Here is a 24,811-nt window from a genome sequence, read left to right on the forward strand (position 1 = left end):
GGGTGTTATCTGTTGAGCGGTGTGGTGCTAACGCGCGTCACAGGCGAGCTGAGGCGGTTTTCCCACAGCACCGTCAGGCCTCGCTGTAGCGCGATAAAGATGAACAACAAAATGCCAATCGCGATTTTGGTCCACCAGGAGCTCAGCGTGCCGTCGAAGTTGATGTAGGTCTGAATAAGCCCCTGGATCGCCACGCCAAACAGTGTCCCAAGCACTGTCCCCACGCCGCCACTCAACAGCGTGCCGCCAATCACCACCGATGCAATCGCATCCAGCTCTACGCCCACGCCCGCCAGCGCGTAGCCCGCCTGGGTGTAGATGGAGAAGACAATCCCCGCCAGCGTCGCCAGCCCGGTCGAGAGCATATAGATACGAATGGTCGTGCTGCGGGTGGAGATCCCCATCAGATTCGCCGAGGTCGCGCTGCCGCCGATGGCGTACACCTGGTTACCAAAACGGGTGCGATGGGCGAGGAAAATGCCGATCACCACCACGCCTAACATCAGCAGGCCCATCGCGCTCAGACGCCCGCCGCCGGGGATTTTCCACGCCAGGCTTGAGAGCGTGTCGTAGATCGGGTGGTTAATCGGGATCGACTCTTCCGACACCAGATAGCTCACGCCGCGCAGGAAGAACATCCCGGCAAGGGTGATGATAAACGCCGGGATCTTCAGGGCATCGATCAGCAGCCCCATGAACGCGCCAAACGCGCAGCCCATCGCCAGCACCAGCGGGAAGGCCAGCAGCGGTGAGATCCCCCAGAAACCGATCGCTTTGGCGAGGAACACGCCAGTAAAAGCGATCACCGAGCCGACGGAGAGATCGATCCCGCCAGAGAGGATCACGAAGGTCATGCCGACAGCGATGATCCCGAGAAAGGCGTTATCCGTCAGAATGTTGCAAATCACGCGCGTGGAGGCGAAACCGGGGAATTGCGTCAGGCAGTAGAGATACCCCAGTACGAAGACCCCCAGCGTGATCATGAGCGGTAAATTACGTTTTATCATGGCCGCGAATCCCCTTGATGATGCTAATAAAGCGCGACGACTGAACAATCAGCACGCAGAGCACAACCACCGCTTTCACCACCTGATTCAGCTCCGGCTGGAAGCCCGAAAGCAGAATACCGGTGTTCATCCCCTGGATAATCAGCGCGCCAATCACCGACAGCAGCAGGTTAAAGCGCCCACCCATCAGCGATCCGCCGCCAATCACCACCGCCAGAATGGCATCCAGCTCCAGCCACAGCCCGGCGTTGTTGGCATCGGCACCGCGAATATCGGCGGCGACGATGATCCCGGCAATCGCCGCGCAGACACCGCTCAGCACATAGGTCAGCATCACCACCATACGGGTGCTGACGCCCGCATTTTTCGCGGCGCGAATGTTGATCCCAACCGCTTCGATAAACATCCCCAGCGCCGTTTTGCGGGTAAACAGCCAGAATACGATCAGCGTGACGAGGGCAATGATCACCGGCGTTGGGAACAGCAGCAGCTTGCCGCTGCCGATCCACGCCAGCGACGGTGAATCAAAGGTGACGATCTGCCCGGAGGTAATCAGCTGCGCCACGCCGCGCCCGGCCACCATCAAAATTAAGGTCGCGACGAACGGCTGAATTTTGAGAAGCGAAACGAGGATCCCGTTCCACAACCCCGCCAGCACCCCGGTGCCCAGTGCCGCTAAAATCACCACAGGCAGACTGTGCCCGGCGACCGTCATCGAGGCGGCAGTCGCGCCGGCGATAGCCATGGTCGCCCCCACAGAGAGATCAATGCCGCCGGTGGCAATCACCAGCGTCATACCGATCGCCAGCAACGCCACCGGTGCCGCGCGGTTTAGGATATCGATTGGGCTACCGAACAGCCGCCCATCCTGCAAAATGATCTGGAAAAAGTGCGGCGCAACGAGGCTGTCCACCACCAGCACCAGCAGCAGCGCCACAATTTGCGGCGTGCCGGTAGGCCAGCTGAAGCGGCGCCTGGACTCGCCAGGCTTCGGAAGAGAACGGGACATCACGATTGACTCCTTATGCCGCGATGGCATTCATGATCGCCGGAACGGAGAGTTCATCCAGCGGGATCTCTGCCACCTGCTTGCGATCGCGCATGATAATCACGCGATCGGCATACCCCACCAGCTCCTCAAGCTCGGATGAGATAACCAGCAGCGCCAGACCGTCGGCGCAGAGCGTTTCGATCAGGCGAATAATTTCCGCATGCGCGCCAACGTCGATACCGCGCGTCGGCTCATCGAGGATCAGGAACTGCGGTTTGGTCAGCAGCCAGCGGGAGAGCAACACTTTTTGCTGATTGCCGCCGGAGAGAAACTCAATCGGCTGTTCAGGGCTGGGGGTGCGAATGCCCAGCTGGCGGATAAAGCGCTCGGCGATGGCAATCTGCTCGCGCTTCGGAATGGGCCGTAGCCAGCCGCGCTGCGCCTGTAACGCCAGGACGATATTTTCACGCACCGAAGCAGCGGCAATGATGCCGTCGGTTTTACGATCTTCCGGACAAAAACCGATTCCCAGGCACGAGGCCTGATGCGGCGATCGCAGGGTTTGCGGTTTGCCTTTGATCGTCGCGCTGCCGCTGTCGGCGGGTTTGATGCCGAAGATCACCTCGGCGGTTTCGGTGCGACCGGACCCCAGCAGGCCCGCCAGACCGACAATTTCGCCGGGACGCACTTCCAGGTCGAACGGCGTGATGGTCCCTTTTTTGCCGAAATCTTTGAAGGCGGCGACGGGTTTGTCGCTCAGCAGTGTGCGGCCCGCGCGCTGCAGCGCATGGGTGTCCAGCTCGCGGCCCAGCATCATTTTGACCAGCTCGATCTGCGGCAGCTCGCGAGTGTCGCGGCAGCCGACAAAACTGCCGTTGCGCAGAACCGTAATACGATCGCTGACCTGATAGACCTGATCGAGGAAGTGGGTGACGAAGATCAGGCTGACGCCCTGATCGCGCAGCTGGCGCATCAGGGTGAAGAGCATTTCCACTTCCTGGGTATCGAGGCTGGCGGTGGGTTCATCGAGGATCAGCACTTTGGCAGAGAGATCAATGGCCCGGCAAATGGCGACAATCTGCTGCATCGCTACGGAAAAGCGGTTCAGCGGCTCGCGCACGTCGAGGGAGAAACCGTAGGATTCCATCAGCCGTGTGGCACGCGCCTCCATCTCTTTTCGGCGCAGCAGACCAAACCGACGCGGCTCACGGCCAATAAACAGATTATCCGCCACCGACATGTTCGGCAGCAGGTTCACTTCCTGGTATACGGTCCCGATGCCCAGCTGCTGGGCGTGAGCGGTATTTTTCGGTGAAATGGCGTTGCCTTCCAGCCATATACTGCCGCGATCGGCATGATATACCCCGGTTAAGGCCTTGATCAGCGTCGATTTCCCGGCGCCGTTTTCCCCGAGCAGCGCCATAATCTCACCGCGTCGCAGGCTGAAATCGACGTTATCCAGCGCTTTCACGCCGGGGAAGAATTTGCTTAATCCTTCGGTTCGGAGGATTTCCTGGTGTTGTTCAACGGTCATGGTTCCCCCTGCATCAAGCCGAATGACGCTGCGCTTATCCGGCCTACAAAAGCGTGTACTGTAGGCCGGGCAAGCGCAGCGCCACCCGGCTTTTTTCCTGGCTTAAAGGCTTAGTAGCCCATGTTTTTCTTCTTCTCTAACTCTTCTTTCGCCGTATCTGGCAGATAGAGGGTCGATTTGGTGATGGTCAGCTGTTCAGGTTTGGTGCCGTCTTTCTTGAATTTCTCAAGGGCATCAAACGCCGGACCAGCCATGTTTGGCGTCAGCTCGACGCTGGCATTCGCTTCGCCGTCGATCATCGCTTTGTAGATATCCGGTACGCCGTCGATAGAGCCGGTGAGAATATCTTTGCCCGGCTTCAGGCCCGCTTCTTTGATCGCCTGAATTGCGCCGATCACCATGTCGTCGTTATGGGCGTAAACCATGCAGATGTTTTTGCCGTTGTTTTCCGCTTTGATGAAGCTCTCCATAACCTCTTTACCTTTACTGCGGGTAAAGTCGCCGGACTGAGAACGGATGATTTTGATGTTTGGCGCTTTGGCGATGGCTTCCGCAAAGCCTTTCTTACGGTCAATCGCCACACTCGCGCCGACGGTACCTTGCAGTTCGACGACGTTACACGGCTTGCCATCCACCTGCTTAATCAGCCAGTCGCCAATCAGCTGCCCTTCGAGCACGTTGTTGGCGGTGACGGTGGTCATATAGAGAGATTTGTCTTTGACATCAATGGAACGGTCGAGCAGGAATACGGGGATTTCAGCGTCTTTGGCTTCTTTCAGCACCGGTTCCCAGCCCGTCGCCACCACCGGCGCGATGAAGATGGCGTCTACGCCCTGGGCGATAAACGAGCGCACCGCTTTAATCTGGTTTTCCTGTTTTTGCTGGCCATCGGCGATTTTCAGCGTGATGCCGCGCTTTTGGGCTTCGCTTTTCGCGACATTGGTTTCCGCCGCTCGCCAGCCTGATTCAGAGCCAACCTGTGAAAAACCGACGGTTAATGGTGCGGCCATCGCCATAGACGACATGGCTGCCGAAACTGCTGTGACAAGAAGTAAGCGCTTCCACATAATGATGCCCTCGTAGCCCAGGTTATTGTTGGTCAAAAGATGTTCTGCGAAAAAACTATAGCCAATGGGCGATGTAACGGATTGCGTTACATCACACTTCAGAAAAGTGAATAAAACGTTAATCACAAGTTTGTAATCGCTTTCATTCGCCCATTAAATATGCGGCTGAGTTTATGGATTTTCCTGTCATGGAAAGGGTCTGAAAATGGCACGAGGATGCGGATGAGAATGAAAACAGGCGGAGACTTTCGGCGCGAGTTGGCTATAATACTCGCCACTTGTTTAGCATACATATAGGACACTCACATGAGCTTACTCAACGTCCCTGCGGGTAAAGAACTGCCGGAAGACATCTACGTTGTTATCGAAATCCCGGCCAACGCAGATCCTATCAAATACGAAATCGACAAAGACACCGGTGCGCTGTTCGTTGACCGTTTCATGTCCACTGCGATGTTCTACCCGTGCAACTACGGTTACATCAACCACACCCTGTCTCTGGACGGTGACCCGGTAGATGTGCTGGTCCCAACGCCATACCCACTGGCCCCAGGTTCTGTGGTTCGCTGCCGTCCGGTTGGCGTTCTGAAAATGACTGACGAAGCCGGTGAAGATGCGAAACTGGTTGCAGTTCCGCACACCAAGCTGAGCAAAGAGTACGATCACATTAAAGATGTGAACGACCTGCCAGAACTGCTGAAAGCGCAGATCACTCACTTCTTCGAGCACTACAAAGATCTCGAAAAAGGCAAATGGGTTAAAGTTGACGGCTGGGACAACGCAGAAGCAGCGAAAGCTGAAATCGTTGCATCCTTCGAGCGCGCTGCTAAGAAGTAATTCTTACGCCCAATGCTAAGCCCCGCGAGTCGGGGCTTTTTTGTGCCTGTCATTCCATATCCCCTTAACAATTAACCGGTTATTGTCCTACCAGAAAAGGTAGCCGTTGTTCACATAACTCAATTGATAATGAGAGTAGATATCATTATCATTTTCACTTCGTAAATAAATGTGAATAAACGTCAATGACCCTACACAATGTGAAGACCCTCAAAGCCTCCGTCGCGCTCGCGGTTACTGCTGCTTTTATGCTGACCAGCGTGTCTGGTTACTCGGCCACCCTGCCAGAGAAAGACTTTATCACCCAGCCCGTGGGCCACGGTGTCTACGAACTGGCCTACGACGCAGAGGCAAAGGTGCTGTTTGCCGCCAGCGCCCCCTCTTTTGATAAAGACAAAACCAACGGCAAAATCTACAAGCTGGACCTGGAAGATCTGACCGGCACGGGCGTCATTGAAACCACGCGCCGCGCGTTTGCAACTGTGCTGGACGAAGAGAGTCAGACGCTTTACGTGGGCAATACCCTCGAAGGCTCCGTAACCCTGATCGATACGCGCACCGGCAAAGAGCAGGCCGTGATTCAGCTCGCCGACACCAGCAACCCGAAAGATATCGCCCACACCCGCGAAATGGTGCTCGATAAACAGCATCACCGCCTGTACGTCACCGGCGTGGTGGAGAAAGGCATCGTCTGGGTGGTCGATACGAAAAAGCGTCAGCTCATCAACACGCTGACCAATATGGGCGAGTACCCGACCGGGCTGGCGCTGGACGCGGAGAAAAACCGTCTGTACGTGGTGAATGGCCGCAACGAACTGATCGCTGTTGATACCCAAAGCGATACCATCGTTAGCCGGTTCAGCGTCGAACCGGAGAAAAAACACTTCTTTCTGAATATCGCCCTCGACAGCAAAAACAACCGCGCCTTTCTCACCGACCCGGATTTACCGAAGGTGCTGGTGGTAGATATCACTACCGGCAAGGTGCTCCAGCACATCGACGTCACCAACTCGCTGGCGGTGCTCTATAACGAAAAGCGTCACGAAGTTTACGTCACGCACCGCAACGCCAAGCTCATCAGCATTATCGACAGCCAGACGTACCAGCTGAAAAACAGCATTGCGACCAATGCGATGCCGAACAGCCTCGCCCTCTCCTCCGACGGTAACGTGCTGTACGCCAGCATTAAACAAGACGAGAAAGTGGCAAAAGAGAAACCGGATTACGTCATCAAAATCACGCTCGATAAGCTCTGATTTCATCCCCCCACACCTTGCGGCGTAAGACCGCAGGGTGTTTTTTTATTTTTCCTTTTGGGTTTATGGCTATGAAAACGCGTCAATTTATTACGTTCACAGGCATGGTGGCGTTAACCGGCACACTGGTTTTACCCGCGCAGGCAGATGATGAAATGGTGGTCACCGCCACCGGCTTTTCACAACAGAAAAAAGAAGCGCCCGCGACGATTTCAAGTATCGATCGCAAAACGCTGGATATTCAGCCCGACCAGACCATCGGCGACGCGATTAAAAATATCCCCGGCGTGTCGGTCTCTAACGGCGGCAGCGATATGGCCAACGGCAGCATCATGATGCGCGGTATGGATTCGAGCTACACGGCGTTTATGGTCAACAGCGTGAAGCAGAACACCAGCGAATCGCGCCCCTACGGCCAGGATATCGGTGCCGAAGCAGGCTTTTTACCGCCAATGGAAGCCATCGAACGCATCGAAGTGATTCGCGGCCCGATGTCATCTCTGTACGGCTCTGACGCCATCGGCGGCGTGGTGAACGTGATCACCAAAAAACCCTACGGCGTAGCCGACTGGACCGGTGCTATCGCCGCCAATACCTGGCTGCAGGAGCATAAAGATCTGGGCAACACCAGCCAGCTGAACCTGTTCGCGATGGGACCGCTCATCCAGGACAAACTCGGCCTGAGCATTGCCGCCGACGGGCTGGATCGCCGTGATGACGAGCGCCAGAACTACTTCGGCAAGCACAACCGTAAATCCGTCGATGCCACCCTGGGCCTCAAGGCCAGCGAAAATAACCTCTTTGACCTGAATGTGGTTGTCGGCGAACAGGAAAAAAATCGCACCAAAAAACGCGGTACGCCGTGGATGTGGAAGTTCGATCGCGATGCCGTGACCCTCACCCACACCGGCTGGTATGCGGATGACACCATTGCGACCACTAACTACATCAACTACGAGAAAGGGCGTTCGAAGTACCTGCTCGATAACACCTCGCCGGAGTACGTGCAGACGGAAAACTACGTCGCCAACTCGCAAACCACTTTTACCTTCGATAACCATAAGCTCACCGTCGGCGCGAACTTCACGCGCGAAGAGCTGAACGACCACTTTTATGAGTCGGGCAAAACGCTGCCGGGCGTCGAGCCGGTCACCAAAGTGACCCGCAACGGCTGGGCGCTGTTCGCTGAAGATGGCTGGACGATTAACGACTTTACCTTGACCACCTCCGCGCGCGGCGATTACGACAGCTACTTCGGCGCGCACATCACGCCAAAACTGTACGGCAACTGGGCGATTTCCGACGCCTGGGCACTAAAAGGCGGGATCTCCGCCGGCTATAAAAAACCGGAGCTGCGCGCCACCTCCGATCAGTTTGTCACGCCGCACGGATCAACGCCGCCGTACCCGTTCCTGACCGTGGGTAACGACGATCTGAAACCAGAGAAAAGCCTCAACGCCGAAACGGGCCTGTACTGGACCGGGGAGGCCGTATCGCTGGACGGCACCGTCTTCTACACCCAGTTTAAGGACAAAATCTCCGAGCAGACGATTTGCGAAACCACCGCCACCAACCAGTGCGAAGTGAACGGCTATAAAGCCGATTCCGTCGATAAATACTTTAACGTCAGCAAAGCGGATGTTTACGGTATCGAGCTGAATGGCGACTGGCAGATCACTCAGGATGTGAAAGCGAACGCGAACTATACCTACAACCACAGCGAGCAGAAATCCGGCGTGAATAAAGGCTACGCGCTCAACGACTATCCGCGCCACATGGCGAACCTGTCGCTGAACTGGGCGGCAACGCAGTCGCTGGATCTGTGGAGCAACGCGAACTACCGCAGCAGTAACCGGGACAGCAACAGCGGCACGAAGTATGAGGCTTACACGCTGGTCGATATCGGCGCGCGCTACAAGCTGAATAAGAATACGCAGCTGTTGGCGGGGATTTACAACCTGTTTGATGCGGATCCGAAACGCGAAACGTCGTGGGGAGAATACGGGCAGCTCGAAGGGCGTCGGTATAATCTTGGCGCGCGCATCGAGTTTTAAGGGTACCAAAAACAACGCCACCCGAAGGTGGCGTTGTTTTTATCAGTACTGGTCTCTGTCTAACCAGTTACCGCTTTCAATCAGTTTCAATCCATCGACCGGACGCTGGTACACGTACATCCATGCACTGCCATACGGGGTCTGGATCAACTGGCGTGCATATTCACCGCCCCTGGTGCGCAAGGCATCAAGTTCGGCAAGTGTAGCGTTATCAATACGATAAACTTCACCCTGTACCGTCCCGTTCCCCGGAACCGCGCCTGGATAGTGGCCCAGACTGTACAACTGGTAGTTCTCGATATTGTAATTTCCCAGCAACTGGGCGTTCGTCATCCAGTGACTGTTGCCCTGCCTGGTTCGTAAACTGCCGTATACAAATATTCGCATTGCTAAAACTCAAACTGATAGAGCAAATCGAGCGCCTGGTCTACGCCAGACACCGCTTCCAGATATAGCTTAGGCATCAGCCGATAGCGTAGCGTGAGAGTTGCCAGTGAGTCAAAGATCCCCACGCCATATTTCACCTGTAGACCCGGCAGTACATAGCCGCTGACCACCACCTGCGAAGAGTCACCGACCCCCTGGGTGTCCAGCGCCAGATTACTTACGCCAAACGTCTCGCCGATTTTACCCACAACCTGACCACTTTGTGCAACCCCCAGGCCGACTAACATTGAGGTCATCGCCGCACTATCGCTCTGCTGGCTGTCCAGACCCTGCCCGCGCAGCAGATAAGAGAGCGCTTCCTGCTGCGACATCGCCGGATCGGAGAAGATCTCCGCCTTCGGCTCGTCGGCCGTTCCGGTGACGCGCACCCCGGCAATCACATCGTTTTCGGTCGACTCTGGGTTACGAATCGCTTCGATGTTGAGCAGCGGTTGGTCCGGCGGGCCGGAGAACAGCAACTCACCTTTGCGCACAATCAGATCCTGGCCGTAGGCGTGGAAACGCCCTTCCGGAATGTTAATTTGCCCGTTCAGGCCCAGCCCTTGCTGATCCTGCGCGACTTTCAGGTCACCCGTCAGTCGCGCCTTCAGGCCAAACGCATCGAGACGCACGTTGTTGCCGACGTGAATGATCAGGTTACTGTTAATCGGAATCGCGGCGCTTTTGGTTTCGACCGGCTTCAGATCGTTATTCAGCATCACCTCATCACTGGAAACGCCGACGGCGCTTTCCGGCACGTCGTGAACCACGATGCGCGCCCACGGCACATCTACGCGGCCATCGAGGGTAAACAGGCTCGGCGTCGCCTCGAACACCACATCCGGCGACACGTCGAGGCGCACCATTGGTGGCACCGTGATACGCACCCGGCTGCCTTTCGCCGCCACGCGCGCGCGCCAGTTATCGATCTGGCTCCAGTCGGCGTCACCGCTCAGGTTGATTTGCCCTTGCTGCGTGCGCACCACCCCGGCCAGCGTCGAGCTCATGCCGTTGAAGTTCATTGAGATCTGGCTCGGCTGCATATCAAACGGCATAAAGTTACCGTCGATATCCACACCGTTGAGCTGCATCTGACCAAACAGCTGCGGGCTTTCGGCGTTGCCCGCCAGACGCAGATTGGCGCTGAGCATCCCCGCCGCTTTTTCGCCGCGGGAGAAGATCGGGTTCACCATCGCCAGGTTCATATTGCGAATATTGACGTTACCGCCCAGATTACGCCGTCCCTGCGGATCGGTGATCTGCACCTGGCCGTCAAACTGTCCATTGTTGGTCAGGCGAATCAGCCAGCCCAGCTCCGCACGGTTGTTATGCAGATCCGCCGTCAGGTTCAGCGTCTCGAACGCCACCGGCAGCGGCGCGTCGTTCACCGTCTGGGTCACTTTTACGTTACGCCCGGAAAGGGTCACGTTACCTTGCGGCAGCCCTTCTTTGGTGGTGTCCCAGGACACATCGGCTTTACCGCTAAAGACGCCGCTCGCTTCGGTAGTTTCTGGCATAAACGGCTTGAGCATCGCGAGATCGAAGCGGTTCAGATTCACCACCGCACGCCCTTCCGCACCGGCATCAATGGTCTGCGGCACGCACAGTTCGGCGTTCGGGTTAGTCCAGCAATGTGGTCCGATACTGATTTTCTGCTCGGCGTTGCGGTAATCCAGCGCGATGGAGCGGGACAGCGTCAGTGGCCCTACCGGCGTGCTGAACCGGGTATTATCCAGAACCCCTTTCCAGCGCTCCTCTTTGCGGTCAAAACTCCCCGTCAGATGCAGCTGGCCGGAGACCGGCTCGCCCTGCACGCGCAGCTGGAGATCGTGCTGCTTCTCGCTGCCTTTTGCGTCCAGCGTGACCAGGCTGATATTCACATCCGGCTGGGAAATCCGCTCGACGCGCAGGTTCAGGTTGCCCGCGATCTGATCGGTGGATTTAACGTCGCCTTTCACCAGAACGCGCGCGACGGAAAGCTCCTGCCAGCGCAGATTGTTGGCGGTGATATCCGCCAGCAGTTGCGGCGCATCGACGGTGCCACGCACTTTCACTAAGCCTTTCGCAGTGCCGCCGAGGCCCGGCAGGGCATTGTCGAGATTTGGCGCGTCGATGGTGGCATCCAGATTGAGATCTTTCACGCCCAGCTCGCCTTTGATATCGGCGGTGTTGCGTCCGAGCGCCACGTGCAGTTTCGGGATGATCCACTGCAGATAGCTGTTCCCGCGCAGAGAGCCTTCGACGTTCACTTTATTCTGCTTCACGTTGCCGGTGATTTTGAGCTCCGGCACCTCCATCTGCCAGCTTTCGCCGTACAGACTGCCGCGCGTTTTGATCGTCCCGTCGAGCTTCGACGGCCAGTCCGGCACCTCTTTGGCGGTGTTGATCCCTTTGAGGTTCAGCTCGCCGCGCCAGCTGATCGCTTTCTGCCAGTCGAGCAGCGCCGTCAGTTCGGTTTTGCCTTCCAGCGCCGCCACGGAGAGTTTGTCGAGGTTAATCTGCTGCTCGTTACCCTTCGCATCCAGGGTAATGTCCGCAGGCGGTAACCCTTCGCCTTTCACCGACGTGCGGAACGACAGGGTGTAATCGGTCATTTTACCGCTCAGCTTGAGCTTCAGCTTATCGGCCTGGAACTGTTTTTCGCCGGTAAACGGCCAGTAAAGCTGTTCGCTCACCACCTCAAGATTCAGCGGTAAACCCGCTTCCGCCAGCTGAGTCTGCCCGCGCAACACCATATCTACCGGGCCGGAGAGATTCACGCCAAACTCCAGCTTCTCGCGCAGCGCACCGCCCACTTTCAGCTTCACCTTCTCGCCTTTGAGCGGGTCGATATTCAGGGCGCTGTTGAGGGTGATATCCACCGGCCAGTTGTCGCGCAGCAGCGCCTGCCCGGTCGCGTTCACGCTCCCCTGATTGGTATCAATATCCAGCGCATCGAGCTTCATGGTGCCGTCGATGCTGCTCACTTTCAGCAGCATGTTGAACACGGTCAAATCCGTGTCGCCCGTCAGGCGCAGCTGTTCGCCCTTAAACTCTTCGATATTCAGATTGAGCGGCAGATGAACGTCGGTCATCTCCGGCAGAACCGGCTTCGAGAAGAGATCTTTCAGGGTCTCGCCGAGCGGTTTCTCTTCCGGCTGCGGGTTCTGAATTTTCGGTTCGACAATCTCTTCCTGTGCCACTTTCGCCACTTTCGGCAGGGCGATTAGCAGCCCCTGTAGAGAGGTCGGCGTCAGCGTCAGGTTTTTCTCCTGCCAGCGCAGGCCGGAGGTGAAGTCCATCACCGAAACGGTGGTGTCGTCGATCTTAATATTGACGTTATTGAGCGCCACGCGGTACAGCGCAATCGGATAGGGAGTGGAGAGGTTCAGCGGGCCGCTGTCCTCCTCCTCGACAGGGGCAGATTTCGGCATTTTGTCCGAATCTATCGCCACGTTAACGTCTTTTAACGACAGATCGTTGACGCACAGGCTGCTGTCGCGCAGACAGCTGAGCTTAACCGCAAGGTGAAACTCACCCGCGTTCACCGCCACGCCTGGCTGCTGGTAGCGGATATTCTTCAGACGCAGATCGCGCCAGCCGCCCGTCACCTGGCCGATCTCAAGCCCTGGCACCCAGCGGTTAGCCGCGTTAAACAGCAGATGCAAGCCAGTGGTAGTGCCCACCAGGAACGCCACCGTGCCGAGCAGCAGCACGATAAAAATCAGAACGCCGAGGCTGATCTTCTTCCATAAACTCATAATTCAGGCCCCAGACCGATGTAAAACTGTAAACCGTGTTCGTCTTTGTCGCCGACCGGAACGGCGAAATCGAGCTTGATCGGCCCGACCGGCGATTGCCAGCGCACGCCTACGCCCGCACCGGTTTTGAAATCGCTTTTGCGAATATCGCTCACCGCTTCACCGCCGTCGACAAACATCGCCCCCCACCATTTACCGCTGACGTTGTACTGGTACTCCAGCGAGCCGGTCGCCAGTTTGGAGGCCCCCATCAGTTGGCCTTTGTCATTTTTCGGGGAGATCGATTTGTATTTGTAGCCGCGAATACTGCGGTCGCCACCCGCGAAGAAACGCAGGTCTGGCGGCACACGTTCGAAATCGCCGGTTTCAATCCAGCCGAGGTTTCCGCGCGTCACAAAGCGGTGTTTGTCATAGAACGTGCGGATCCAGACGTTTTGCGCCTGTACTACCGAGAAATCGACGTCCGATCCCCAGGCGGTATTGGAGTAATCAATCGAGTAACGCTGGGAATCGCCCCAGGTCGGCATCAGGCCGCCGCGCGAGCGGGTACGGCTGATCATCACGCCCGGATAGAGCAGCATGGTGGTGTTGGTGACGTTTGCCTGGGTAAAGTGGTCGAGACTCCAGCGCAAATTAATCGCCCGCTGCCAGCCGCTGGAGAGGTCCCAGAAGCGCGACAATGCGAGGGTGGTGGAGTCAGACTCCGTATCGTTTAAATCGGTACGCTTAAAGCCGCCCTGCACCAGGTAATACTGCTCCAGCGGGTTCTTCAGCAGCGGCATTTTATAGCTGAAATCGAGCTGCTGTTCCGGCGCGGAGATACTGGCGCTGGTGGTCAGGCTGTGGCCGTAGGAGTTCATCCACGGCTTTTTCCACGTCGCTTTCACCCGCGGGCCGACGTCCGTTGAGTAACCGACACCGGTTTCGATGGTGTTTTCGGTACGCGGTGAAACCACCCCGTGCAGCGGTAACACTTTGGTTTTGCGCGCTTTGTCGAATTCCGGCGCAACAACCACGGAGTTAAACCAGCCGGTCGCCGACAGGCGGCGGTTCAGCTCTGCCAGATCTTTTGACTGGTAGTAATCGCCCTCTTTGAAAGGGATCAGGTTTTGCAGATACTCGTCGCGGATTTGCGAGCCTTCGAAGGTCACGTCGCCAAAACGGTAGCGTTCGCCGCTATCGTAATCGATATCCCAGAACGCCTGGCGGCGGTCGAGGGCAACGCCCAGCTGGCTTTTATTGAACTGGCTGTCGAAGTAGCCCTTACGCAGCGCGACGCTGGTAAGCTCTTTTTTGAAGTGGTCGTAGTCGCCGTGATTCAGCACGGTGCCGACTTTCGGGCGCGTGCCCAGCAGATCCAGATAATCACGGTCAGTACGCGCGCCGCCGCGCAGCACCACGTTGGTGCCGCCGATCAGCACCGGCTCGCCCTTGGAAACGCGGGCAATTAACACCTGACGGCCCTTGGCCGGTGGTGGACGTAAATCGAAATCAATGGTGGGTTCGTAGTAGCCCAGCGCTTTTAACCCTTCGCGGATCGCGTCATCTACGCGCGCGCGAAAGCGCCGGTCCGGCGTCACTTCGTCACTCTCAATCGTTGACAGCTGTGCACGCACGTTTTTTTCCAGCGTCCCGGATAACCCCTCAACCTGCAAACGGACATTCGCCGCGCTGGCGACCCCGCTTGTCAGCAATAAACTGACCAAACAAAACTGGCGGATCTTTGGCACGTTCTCTCCTGAATATCCTTGTTTCCACCCCTGGAAGCAATTGATGTACCGCTCCGCGGCGTATCACGGCATAAAGCCCAAAACCCAATAAGAGGGTTGAAAAATGGCCGAGAGGCCTAATATTTCTTATGTTTAAATCTAGACTCATTCAGCGTATTTATTGTGTTCAATTAAACGCTCCATGACAACCTTAACTGAAACATCGCTGCCCCGGAGGCCCTACCGTGAGTTTATTCGACAAAAAGCATCTTGTTTCTCAAGCAGATGCACTGCCGGGACGTAATACGCCAATGCCGGTCGCTACCTTACACGCTGTGAACAATCATTCAATGACTAACGTCCCGGACGGGATGGAGATCGCCCTCTTCGCCATGGGCTGCTTCTGGGGCGTCGAGCGTCTGTTCTGGCAACTGCCGGGCGTCTACAGCACGGCGGCGGGCTACACCGGCGGTTACACGCCTAATCCGACCTATCGCGAAGTCTGCTCGGGTGATACCGGCCACGCGGAAGCCGTGCGCGTGGTGTACGACCCGGCGATCATCAGCTACGAACAATTATTGCAGGTTTTCTGGGAAAACCACGATCCGGCCCAGGGGATGCAGCAGGGTAACGATCACGGCACGCAATACCGTTCCGCCATTTACCCGCTGACGCCGGAGCAGGACGCCGCCGCGCGCGCCAGCCTGACCCGCTTCCAGGAGGCGATGAATGCCGCGGGCGATAAGCGTCACGTCACCACCGAAATCGCCAACGCCACGCCGTTCTACTACGCGGAAGATGACCACCAGCAGTATCTGCACAAAAACCCGTACGGCTACTGCGGGATCGGCGGGATTGGTGTCTGCCTGCCGCCACAGTTGGCCTGATTACTGATCCAGCGCCACGCGAGCCGCGTGGCGCGTGGCATTACTGACCGATCCAAAATCCATCACTTTACCCTGCAACAGCAGGTTAAACACCGACGCCTGTGGCCGGTTCAGCCGCGTCTGAAGCAGGTGCACCGCCTCAATCCCCAGCTCACGACACGGCACCGTGACGCCCGTCACCGGCGCATCCAGCCGGTTTTGCAAATTCCAGGTGAAATCGGTGGTGATAATGGAGATATCCTCCGGCACGCGCAGACCGCGACGCTGCAACGCCCTGAGCACCCCTTCCGTCATACTGGTGCTGTTAGGAAAAATCACCTGCGGCCACTGGGTTTTATCGTGCCCGGCCAGCCAGTCGTCGAGGGCGCGCTCGGCCTCCTCCGCCGTAAACCACTCGGTTACCAGCAAATCATTTTGCGGGTCGAACGGCACGTGAAAATGGCGGTACGCCTCTTTAATGCCGTCGAGGCGCGCGTAGAGCGTCTCACGACGCAGGCAGGTCATGGTCAGAATTCGGCGGTGGCCCTGCTCGAAGAGATGGCGCATGGCGGTAAACCCGATGGCGCGATGATCGGGCGAAACAGAATCGAGCGCCATTTCCCGATCGATGGAGTTAATTAAAACGCAGGGTTTATTCAGGGTGGTGGCGAGTTTAAAGATGGTGGAATCATCAGTGCCGATAATAATGATCGCGTTAATATTTTTATGCCCGGCTTTTTCGAGAAATAATTTTACGTCTGCGCGCTGTTCTTCTAATCCGCAATAACTGATCCAGACATCATGGGGTGCACTGGCTTCGGCAATGCCTTTCGTCACCTCAAGATAAAAAATATCCCCGCGTCCCTGAAAGGTGCGTTCAGGGGCAAACACCGCAATGCCGTTAATCAGCAGCCGCCCGCTCGCCATGGACGCCAGCACGCCAAGTTCCCGCGCGCAGCGCACGATGGCCTCGCGGGCCTTGTCGCTGGTATAGGATTTGCCGCTTAAAACCCTGGAAACGGTGCTGACGGAGTAGCCCGTCAACGCCGCAATTTCGTCCATTTTTAGCTTGCCCGGCATAGTGTGACCTCGCTCGCATTCAGTTTTTGCAATTATTTGCAGAAACAGCCTGTTGATTTTAAAACCAAATTTACCGGGCGTAGGTGTTTACTTATGCGCCTTGCGAGTATTCTCACAAAAACACATTGTCGCTGCGGTTCGCCTTTCCTATTTTCCCCTCATCACTCTTTTTAACGACTTAAGGTGTGACATGGAAAAGGTACGGTTTGGCATTATTGGTATCGGCAATATCGGCACGGTTCATGCGCGCTATCTTTTAGCGGGTGTCGTTAAAGATGCCTGTCTGACGGCGGTCTGCGATAACGATCCCGAGAAACATCACGCCATTCGGCAGCTCGTCGGCGAGTCCGTCGCGCTCTTTCATGAGGCCGAAGAGCTGCTCACCAGCGGGCGAATCGACGCTGTCATTGTCGCCACGCCCCACTACGATCACCCCCGGCTTTCCATCATGGCGATGCGCCACGGCATTCATACCCTGTGCGAGAAACCGGCGGGCGTCTACACCGCACAAGTGCAGGAGATGAACGCCTGCGCACGCGAGTGCGACGTGGTGTTCGGCATCATGTACAACCAGCGCCCTAACCCGCTGTATCAGAAAGTGAAAGATCTGATCGACAGCGGCGAGCTGGGCGAAATCCGCCGCTCTAACTGGATTATCACCAACTGGTATCGCTCACAAAGCTATTACAACTCCGGCGGCTGGCGCGCTACCTGGAAGGGCGAAGGTGGCGGCGTGCTGCTCAACCAGGACCCGCATCAGCTCGATCTCTGGCAGTGGCTGGTCGGGATGCCGGTGCGGCTGCGGGCGTTTTGCCAGTTCGGTAAACATCGTCAGATTGAAGTGGAAGACGAGGTGACCGCCTACGCCGAATACGCCAATGGCGCGACCGGGGTGTTTATCACCACCGTCGCCGAAACGCCGGGAACCAACCGGCTGGAGATCACCGGCGATCGCGGCAAAGTGGTGGTCGAAGAGGGAAAACTGCGCTACTGGCGGCTGCGGGAGTCCGAAACCGACTTTAACGCCCGCTGGCAAAACGGCTTTGGCGAGCCGGAGTGCTGGGAGGTTTCCATTCCGGTCGCTGCGGAGTGCAGCGAACACCACGTCATTACCGCCAACTTCTGCGCCGCCGTGCTGCGCGGCGAGCCGCTGATTGCGCCTGGGCTTGAGGGGATCAACGGCCTGACGCTCTCCAACGCCATGCATTTATCAACCTGGACGGACGACTGGGTCACGCTTCCGCTCAACGAGAAACAGTACCTGCGCCTGCTGCAACAGCGCATCGCCACCTCTGTGGACAAAGAGACCACCAGCCGCACCCTGGATGCCTCAGGCACCTGGTAACACCGGAGAAAAGAACGATGTTAAAAATCGCCATCGTGGGAACAGGGAACATCTCGCATAACCATATTCAGAGCTATTTGCAGTTCGGCCAGCGCTGCACCATCGTGGCGCTGGTGGACATCTACCCGGAAAAAGCGCACGAGAAAAAAGCGCGCTACGGCCTGAATGACGCGCGCATCTATGAAAGCCACCAGCAGATGCTGGCCGCCGAAGCAGATATTGATATCGTCGACGTCTGCACGCCGCCCTACGTCCACGCCGAAATCAGCATTGACGCCCTGAACGCCGGGTGTCACGTCCTGTGTGAAAAACCGATGGCCGCGTCGCTTGAGGAGTGCGACGCGATGATTGCCGCGCAACAAGCCAGCGGAAAAACCCTGTCGATCATCGCCCAGAACCGTTTTACCGACGCCTTCTGGCGGCTGAAAGCGGCGCTGGATTCCGGCCTGGCGGGCAAAATCTGCCACGCACAGGTGGACTCGTTCTGGTGGCGCGGCCACTGCTATTACGACCTGTGGTGGCGCGGCACCTGGGAGAAAGAGGGCGGCGGCTGCACCCTCAACCATGCGGTTCACCACATCGACGCCATCCAGTGGATGCTGGGCTTTCCGTCGGAAGTGGTGGCGATGATGTCCAACGTCGCCCACGACAACGCCGAAGTGGAAGATCTGAGCGCCGCGATTTTCAAATACCCCAGCGGCGCACTCACGCAGCTCACCGCTTCCGTGGTGCACCACGGAGAAGATCAGAAGATTGTGATTCAGGGTGAGAAAGCGCGGATCTCTGCGCCGTGGGAGGTGTTCGCCAGCGTCAGCGCCGACAACGGTTTCCCGCAGGCCGCGAACGATACGACGCGCGAAACGCAGCTGAATGCGGTATTTCACGAGACGCCCAAACTAGAGTGGACGCTGCACACCGGGCAGATCCACGACCTGCTGCGCGCGGTTGAACAGCAAACCGCTCCGCTGGTCGATGGCGTACAGGGCAAACGCTCCCTTGAACTCATCACCGCCATCTATAAATCGTCCATCACTGGAAGTGTGGTCCGACTGCCCATCTCCCGCGACGACCCGTTCTATCGCACCGGTGGCACCAACGTGCTCGCCCCGCGTTTCTACCAAAAATCCGCCAGCGTCGCCAATTTCAGCGAAACCGGCGCCATTCCATTAGGCAAAAATCTGGACCAGGGGATCTGACCATGAATAAACATGACGGTATGAATTACGCGCCCGTGGGCAAACCACAGCCGGTGGTCCAGCCCGGTGAATTTGTCTTTGCGGCGGCGGCTCTCGATCACGGCCATATCTACGGCATGTGCAACGGGCTGATGGAGGCCGGGGCGACGCTGAAATGGGTCTACGATCCCGATCCCGCGAAAGTGGATAAATTTGTGCAGCAGTATCCGCAGGTGAAGGCCGCCGACTCGCTGGAGGTGATTCTTGCCGACAGCGACGTGCAGCTGGTCGCCGGGGCGGCGGTTCCGTCCGAGCGCTGCGCACTGGGGCTGAAGGTCATGGCTGCCGGTAAAGACTATTTCACCGACAAAGCGCCGCTGACCACGCTGGATCAGCTCGATGATGCCAAAACGATGGTGGCGAAAACCGGGCGTAAATACGCGGTCTATTACAGCGAGCGTCTGCACGTCGAAAGCGCAGTGTTTGCCGGGCAACTGGTGAAACAGGGGGCGATAGGTCGCGTGGTACAGACTCTCGGCACGGGCCCGCACCGCGAAGGGCAAGGCCGCCCGGACTGGTTCTACGAGCGGCGCTATTTCGGCGGCATTCTGTGCGATATCGGCAGCCACCAGATCGAGCAATTCCTGTTTTACACCGGCAACCACGAGGCCACGGTGGTCGCCAGCCAGGCACGAAATTTCAACCATCCGCACCACCCCAATTTTGAAGATTTCGGCGACGCGATGCTCAAGGGTGAAAACGGGGCCAGCGGCTACTTCCGCTGCGACTGGTTTACCCCCAACGGGCTGTCAACCTGGGGCGATGGGCGTCTGACGCTGCTCGGCACCGACGGGTATATCGAAATCCGCAAATATGTCGATCTCACGCGCGGCGAACAGGACGTGGTGTATCTCGTCAACAACGAGGGCGAGTTCCGCTATCCGGTGGCGGGCCAGGTCGGCTTCCCGTTCTTTGGCGAGCTAATTCTGGACTGCCTGAATCGCACCGAAAACGCGATGACCCAGGCGCACGCCTTTAAAGCGGCCGAGCTGTGCGTGAAAGCGCAGATGCTGGCAAACGCGGCGGATTAACGAGAGGTGCGGATGAAAACGCTCAATGCAGCCCTTATCGGCGGCGGTGCGATCCACAGCTGCCACGTCAATGCCCTGCGCCAGATGCCTGGCGTGACCCTGCGCGCGCTGGCGGATATCAACAGCGAAGTCGGTTTGAAGCTGGCGATGGCGTATCAGTGCCGCTTTTATCAGGATTATCAGGAGATGCTGCTGGATGACGAAATCGACGTGATTCACATCTGCACGCCGCATTTCGAGCATAAACGGATGATTCTGGCGGCCCTTGCGGCAGGAAAGCATGTGTTCTGCGAAAAGCCGGTGGGGATGAACGGCGGCGAAATCACGGAGATCGCGCACGCCGCGCAGAATGCGGCGGGTCTGCTTGGCGTGTGTTATCAGAACCGGCTCAACCCCACCAGCCAGCGCATCCGACGGGAGCTGGCAGAGGGGGAGATGGGCAAAATGCTGAGTATCAAAGCCGTGCTCACCTGGTCGCGTTCGGGCGCTTATTACACCGAAAGCCCCTGGCGCGGGCGTTTTGCCACCGAGGGCGGGAGCTTGCTGATCAATCAGGCGATTCACACTCTCGATCTGATGCAGTGGTTTGCGGGCGGCGTGACGCGCCTGAAAGGGGTCGTCGACAGCGGTGAGCTGGCCGACGTGACGCAAGCCGAGGACAGCGCGATGGCGACGCTGCACTTCACCAACGGCGCGCGCGGCCTGTTTTACGCCACCAACTGCCACACCATCGACTCGCCGCTGCTGCTTGAGATTCACTGCGAAAACGGCACCTTACAGCTGTGCGACAACGCCCTGTGGCGGTTGTGCAACGGCGAGCGGGTGAAACTGGTAAGCGACGCATCGCCAAACGGTGTGGCAAAAAGTTACTGGGGTTTAGGCCACCAGCACGCGATTGGCGATTTTTATGCCGCCATCCAAGACCCGGAAAAAGCGGATTACACCGATATTCGCGAAGCCGGAAAATCAATCAACCTTGTGGAGGCCATTTATCGTTCATCCCAGATTCGGCAATGGATTGAGATTAATCAGCAGTGAATAAAAATCGGCCAGAATAAATCTGGTTCATAATAACCCTACTCTGAGTATCAATATTATGGTCAAACCAACTGAACGCAGGGTTGGTTATGGTGTGGCGCTTGGCTACGGCATAACCGATCTGTTTGGCGGAGGCGCTTTCGCCATTATTGGCACCTGGCTGTTATTTTTTTATACCACCTATTGCGGACTGAGCGTGCTCGAAGCCGGTTCTATCTTTGCTATTGCGCGGGTAATTGACGCCGTATTAAGCCCGATTATGGGTTATATCACTGACAATTTTGGCAATACCTGGCTCGGGCGAAAATTTGGTCGCCGCCGCTTCTTTTTATTATTAAGTTCACCGCTGATGTTTTTATATGCCCTGCTGTGGGTAACCGATATGGGCTACTGGTATTATCTCGGCACCTATTTGTCGATTGAATTATTGTCGGCGATGGTGCTCGTGCCGTGGGAGACGCTGGCGGCTGAGATGACCAACCGCTACGAAGAGCGCAGCCGCTTGTCCGGGGTGCGGATGATCTGCTCCCAGCTCGGCGGTTTTCTGGCGGTGTCTGTGCCCGGCGTGATTATGCATTTCACCGGGAAAGATAATTCGTTTACATATACCCTCACCGGATTGATCTTCTCCTGCGTCTTTTGTCTCGCGGTATTTATTACCTGGCGCACCACCTGGGAGGCGAAAGATGTGCATCAGGAGTCCGATTTTAAAATTGAGACCCACCGCAGTAGCGGTTTACTCAATCACCTGAAATATCTGGTACTGGATCTCTTCTCCGCCTTCCAAATTCGCGCCTTTCGTTTACACATCATCATCTATATTTTCTCGTTTACCGCGATGGATGTGTTCGGTTCAGTTTTTACTTATTACGTGGTTTATTGCCTGAGCCAGGACGCAGCGGCGGTTTCCGGCTGGCTCAGTATCGCCGCGTTCGCCTCGGTACCGGGCACTTACGGATTTATGCTGCTGTTAAACCGGCTGAATATTTCTCCGTCGGCGGCGCTGCGAATCTCCTACGGCTGTATATTCTTCGTGCTGGCGTTCTTGTTCGCCGTCTATTACACGGAAACCCAGGTCCCTGCTCTGCTGTTCTCGGCGGTCTTTATTCTGCTTGGCGCGGCGCGTGCCGGGTTGTATTACATCCCGTGGAACATCTACAGCTTTATTCCTGACATCGACGAGATGGTTACCCAGCAGCGCCGGGAGGGGATTTTTGCCGGCGTCATGGTGCTGACGCGTAAAAGCACCGTCGCGCTGGCGATCATGCTGATCGGCGTGGTGTTGCAGGAGTCCGGGTTTGTGAAAGGCAACGGTGCGCAGCCTGAATCGGCACTGTACGCCATTATCGGCCTGATGCTGTTTGCCACCTCCGCGCTGCTGGCGGTGAGTTTCATCACTACCTATAAATTCACCCTAACGCGCGACACCCACAAACTGCTGCTCAAAGAGATCGCCCGTCGCAAACTTGGCGGCGATTACCGCGACTGCGATGCGCGTACCCGGGTGGTCATTAAACAGCTCACGGGCTATGAGTACGACGAGGTCTGGGGCGGTAACGCCGCACGGCGACCAGTGGATAATGTCAGTTTGTCCTGATTAAGGGGCCGGGCAGCACCCGCCTGCCCGGCCTGTTTTTGCCAAAAATGTGACCTCTGGCGGATTTACACACGTTTACGCTATACTACCCGCTGAAATAATCGGCTCAACGCTACGAGCCGATGTTCAATGTGTCTTCACACAAACGAAATCAACTTCCCTTCCGAGGATCTGGCGAGAAGCCGGATAAACTATGTTAAACAGTATTTTAGTAATACTTTGTCTTATTGCCGTCAGTGCATTTTTCTCGATATCTGAGATTTCGCTGGCCGCCTCCCGCAAGATCAAACTTAAACTGCTTGCCGACGATGGCAATCTCAATGCACAACGCATCCTGAAAATGCAGGAAAATCCCGGTATGTTCTTTACCGTGGTGCAAATCGGTCTGAACGCCGTTGCCATTCTCGGCGGTATCGTGGGTGACGCAGCCTTTTCTCCGGCTTTCTATAGCCTGTTCTCGAAGTACTTCTCCCCTGAACTGTCCGAGCAGCTGAGCTTTATTCTCTCCTTCTCGCTGGTGACCGGCCTGTTCATCCTGTTCGCGGATTTAACCCCGAAACGCATCGGTATGATTGCGCCAGAAGCTGTGGCTTTGCGCATCATCAACCCGATGCGCTTCTGCCTGTACGTGTTCCGTCCGCTGGTCTGGTTCTTTAACGGCCTGGCAAACACCATTTTCCGCCTCTTCAAACTGCCGATGGTGCGTAAAGATGACATCACGTCTGATGATATTTATGCGGTGTTTGAAGCCGGTGCGCTGGCAGGTGTTCTGCGTAAGCAGGAGCATGAACTGATCGAGAACGTGTTTGAACTCGAATCCCGTACCGTGCCGTCCTCCATGACCGGGCGCGAAAACGTGATTTGGTTTGATCTGCACGAAGACGAGCAGAGCCTGAAAAACAAAGTGGCCGAGCATCCGCACTCCAAGTTCCTGGTCTGTAACGAAGATATCGATCACATCATCGGTTACGTCGATTCAAAAGACCTGCTGAACCGCGTGCTGGCTAACCAAAGCCTGGCGCTGAACAGCGGTGTGCAGATCCGCAATACCCTGATTGTGCCGGACACCCTGACGCTCTCCGAAGCGCTGGAAAGTTTCAAAACTGCGGGCGAAGACTTCGCGGTGATCATGAATGAATACGCGCTGGTCGTAGGTATCATTACGCTCAACGACGTGATGACCACTCTGATGGGTGACCTGGTCGGCCAGGGCCTGGAAGAGCAGATCGTCGCGCGCGATGAGAACTCATGGCTGGTGGATGGCGGCACGCCGATTGAAGACGTGATGCGCGTACTGGATATCGACGAATTCCCGCAGTCGGGCAACTACGAGACGATTGGCGGCTTTATGATGTTTATGCTGCGTAAAATCCCGAAACGTACCGACTCGGTGAAGTTCTCCGGCTATAAGTTTGAAGTGGTGGATATCGACAACTACCGCATCGACCAGCTGCTGGTGACACGCATCGATAACAAACCGACCGTGCTGGTGCCGAAGCTGCCGGACGCGGAAGAGAAAGCCTCGGCGTAAGTGCCCCACAAACATCAACGGCTCCCAATGGGAGCCGTTTTTATATACTGCTTTAACTACTGCATAGCACGTGGTTAAGCCATCTCAGTTTGCAGACGCATAACCTGGCGGTTGACTTCGGACATCACAGAATAGTGCTGTTTATCCTTCACTTTCGGGATAAGAATTTTGCCCTTATCAAATTCGAAAGCGCCAACATCCTTGATGTACAACCGTCCTCGGAACAGGATCTTCACGTACTTCGCCACCTGAAGCGGGTTGTAGCGTTGGAAAATTTTCATTCTTGTATCTCCTGCGAATCATACGCTCTTGCGGCGCCACAATCGGGCCGACTGTCCTGAGCGCAAATTTATTGCTCAATGACTATAGACCAGAAAAACGTTGATACCCAGTATGCATAAGTTTATTTACCGTTTGATTACAAATATTCAGAACATTCTTTGCATAGCATTTCTAAAAGCAGTATA

Annotated in this window: 19 protein-coding genes; 10 read left to right on the forward strand and 9 right to left on the reverse strand. The window is 56.5% G+C overall.

Going from position 1 to position 24,811, the window contains the following annotated elements:
- Nucleotides 1-5: 5 nt before the first annotated feature.
- The 4 genes from yjfF to ytfQ form a co-directional block, all read right to left on the reverse strand.
- Entirely contained in the window at nucleotides 6-1,007 is a 1,002-nt protein-coding gene (gene yjfF / locus F153LOC_RS11485; RefSeq protein WP_102104469.1) for a galactofuranose ABC transporter, permease protein YjfF, read from the reverse strand.
- Complete coding sequence (ytfT, locus tag F153LOC_RS11490; protein ID WP_102104468.1) at nucleotides 994-2,019, reverse strand: galactofuranose ABC transporter, ATP-binding protein YtfT; 1,026 nt, start codon at nucleotides 2,017-2,019, stop codon at nucleotides 994-996. Before ytfT ends, yjfF begins: the two co-directional genes overlap by 14 nt.
- A gap of 10 nt (nucleotides 2,020-2,029) precedes the next feature.
- Complete coding sequence (gene ytfR / locus F153LOC_RS11495; RefSeq protein ID WP_102104467.1) at nucleotides 2,030-3,532, reverse strand: galactofuranose ABC transporter, ATP-binding protein YtfR; 1,503 nt, start codon at nucleotides 3,530-3,532, stop codon at nucleotides 2,030-2,032.
- A 110-nt stretch (nucleotides 3,533-3,642) separates the two neighbouring features.
- Nucleotides 3,643-4,599 (reverse strand): galactofuranose ABC transporter substrate-binding protein YtfQ, encoded by a 957-nt coding sequence (gene ytfQ, locus F153LOC_RS11500; protein WP_095284160.1) that lies wholly within the window; start codon nucleotides 4,597-4,599, stop codon nucleotides 3,643-3,645.
- 306 nt (nucleotides 4,600-4,905) lie between these two features.
- Here ytfQ and ppa point away from each other — a divergent pair, with 306 nt between their 5' ends.
- From ppa to F153LOC_RS11515, 3 genes are all read left to right on the forward strand, one after another.
- The gene (gene ppa / locus F153LOC_RS11505) at nucleotides 4,906-5,436 is read left to right on the forward strand and encodes an inorganic diphosphatase (RefSeq protein ID WP_064324598.1); all 531 of its coding nucleotides are present in this window, start codon (nucleotides 4,906-4,908) and stop codon (nucleotides 5,434-5,436) included.
- A 185-nt stretch (nucleotides 5,437-5,621) separates the two neighbouring features.
- Nucleotides 5,622-6,692, forward strand: a complete 1,071-nt coding sequence (locus tag F153LOC_RS11510) for a YncE family protein (protein ID WP_102104466.1) — start codon at nucleotides 5,622-5,624, stop codon at nucleotides 6,690-6,692.
- Between the two features lie 71 nt (nucleotides 6,693-6,763).
- Nucleotides 6,764-8,746: a TonB-dependent receptor domain-containing protein gene (locus F153LOC_RS11515; RefSeq protein WP_102104465.1), complete on the forward strand. Its 1,983-nt coding sequence runs from the start codon at nucleotides 6,764-6,766 to the stop codon at nucleotides 8,744-8,746.
- Nucleotides 8,747-8,788: 42 nt separating this feature from the next.
- On the opposite strand, the gene F153LOC_RS11520 is transcribed toward F153LOC_RS11515, so the two are convergent.
- Genes F153LOC_RS11520 through tamA form a run of 3 tightly spaced genes read right to left on the reverse strand, consistent with a single transcriptional unit; the run spans nucleotide 8,789 to nucleotide 14,642 of the window.
- Nucleotides 8,789-9,133, reverse strand: coding sequence for a gamma-glutamylcyclotransferase (locus F153LOC_RS11520; RefSeq protein WP_095280525.1), 345 nt, complete (start codon nucleotides 9,131-9,133; stop codon nucleotides 8,789-8,791).
- A gap of 2 nt (nucleotides 9,134-9,135) precedes the next feature.
- Entirely contained in the window at nucleotides 9,136-12,912 is a 3,777-nt protein-coding gene (gene tamB, locus F153LOC_RS11525; RefSeq protein ID WP_102104464.1) for an autotransporter assembly complex protein TamB, read from the reverse strand.
- Nucleotides 12,909-14,642 (reverse strand): autotransporter assembly complex protein TamA, encoded by a 1,734-nt coding sequence (gene tamA, locus F153LOC_RS11530; protein ID WP_100777850.1) that lies wholly within the window; start codon nucleotides 14,640-14,642, stop codon nucleotides 12,909-12,911. The genes tamB and tamA overlap by 4 nt, the downstream gene beginning before the upstream one ends.
- 224 nt (nucleotides 14,643-14,866) lie before the next feature.
- Between tamA and msrA the strand changes: the two genes are divergently transcribed.
- On the forward strand, nucleotides 14,867-15,508 hold the full coding sequence (gene msrA / locus F153LOC_RS11535) for a peptide-methionine (S)-S-oxide reductase MsrA (protein WP_100777851.1): 642 nt from the start codon (nucleotides 14,867-14,869) through the stop codon (nucleotides 15,506-15,508).
- On the opposite strand, the gene F153LOC_RS11540 is transcribed toward msrA, so the two are convergent.
- On the reverse strand, nucleotides 15,509-16,567 hold the full coding sequence (locus tag F153LOC_RS11540) for a LacI family DNA-binding transcriptional regulator (protein ID WP_100777852.1): 1,059 nt from the start codon (nucleotides 16,565-16,567) through the stop codon (nucleotides 15,509-15,511).
- Between the two features lie 190 nt (nucleotides 16,568-16,757).
- Here F153LOC_RS11540 and F153LOC_RS11545 point away from each other — a divergent pair, with 190 nt between their 5' ends.
- The 6 genes from F153LOC_RS11545 to F153LOC_RS11570 all read left to right on the forward strand — a co-directional run bounded on the left by F153LOC_RS11545 (nucleotide 16,758) and on the right by F153LOC_RS11570 (nucleotide 24,344).
- A complete protein-coding gene (locus F153LOC_RS11545; protein WP_102104463.1) occupies nucleotides 16,758-17,912 on the forward strand; it encodes a Gfo/Idh/MocA family protein in 1,155 nt (384 codons plus the stop codon).
- Between the two features lie 17 nt (nucleotides 17,913-17,929).
- A complete protein-coding gene (locus F153LOC_RS11550) occupies nucleotides 17,930-19,108 on the forward strand; it encodes a Gfo/Idh/MocA family protein (RefSeq protein ID WP_102104462.1) in 1,179 nt (392 codons plus the stop codon).
- Between the two features lie 2 nt (nucleotides 19,109-19,110).
- On the forward strand, nucleotides 19,111-20,178 hold the full coding sequence (locus F153LOC_RS11555; RefSeq protein WP_102104461.1) for a Gfo/Idh/MocA family protein: 1,068 nt from the start codon (nucleotides 19,111-19,113) through the stop codon (nucleotides 20,176-20,178).
- 12 nt (nucleotides 20,179-20,190) lie between these two features.
- A complete protein-coding gene (locus F153LOC_RS11560) occupies nucleotides 20,191-21,216 on the forward strand; it encodes a Gfo/Idh/MocA family protein (protein ID WP_102104460.1) in 1,026 nt (341 codons plus the stop codon).
- A 58-nt stretch (nucleotides 21,217-21,274) separates the two neighbouring features.
- Nucleotides 21,275-22,813, forward strand: a complete 1,539-nt coding sequence (locus tag F153LOC_RS11565; RefSeq protein ID WP_102104459.1) for an MFS transporter — start codon at nucleotides 21,275-21,277, stop codon at nucleotides 22,811-22,813.
- A gap of 193 nt (nucleotides 22,814-23,006) precedes the next feature.
- Nucleotides 23,007-24,344, forward strand: a complete 1,338-nt coding sequence (locus F153LOC_RS11570; RefSeq protein WP_100777858.1) for a hemolysin family protein — start codon at nucleotides 23,007-23,009, stop codon at nucleotides 24,342-24,344.
- A gap of 74 nt (nucleotides 24,345-24,418) precedes the next feature.
- Here F153LOC_RS11570 and F153LOC_RS11575 read toward each other — a convergent pair whose 3' ends face one another.
- Entirely contained in the window at nucleotides 24,419-24,625 is a 207-nt protein-coding gene (locus tag F153LOC_RS11575; RefSeq protein ID WP_012015808.1) for a DUF1107 domain-containing protein, read from the reverse strand.
- Nucleotides 24,626-24,811: the final 186 nt, after the last annotated feature.

It is taken from the genome of Lelliottia sp. F153 (assembly GCF_002870005.1).
Taxonomy (GTDB): domain Bacteria; phylum Pseudomonadota; class Gammaproteobacteria; order Enterobacterales; family Enterobacteriaceae; genus Enterobacter; species Enterobacter nimipressuralis.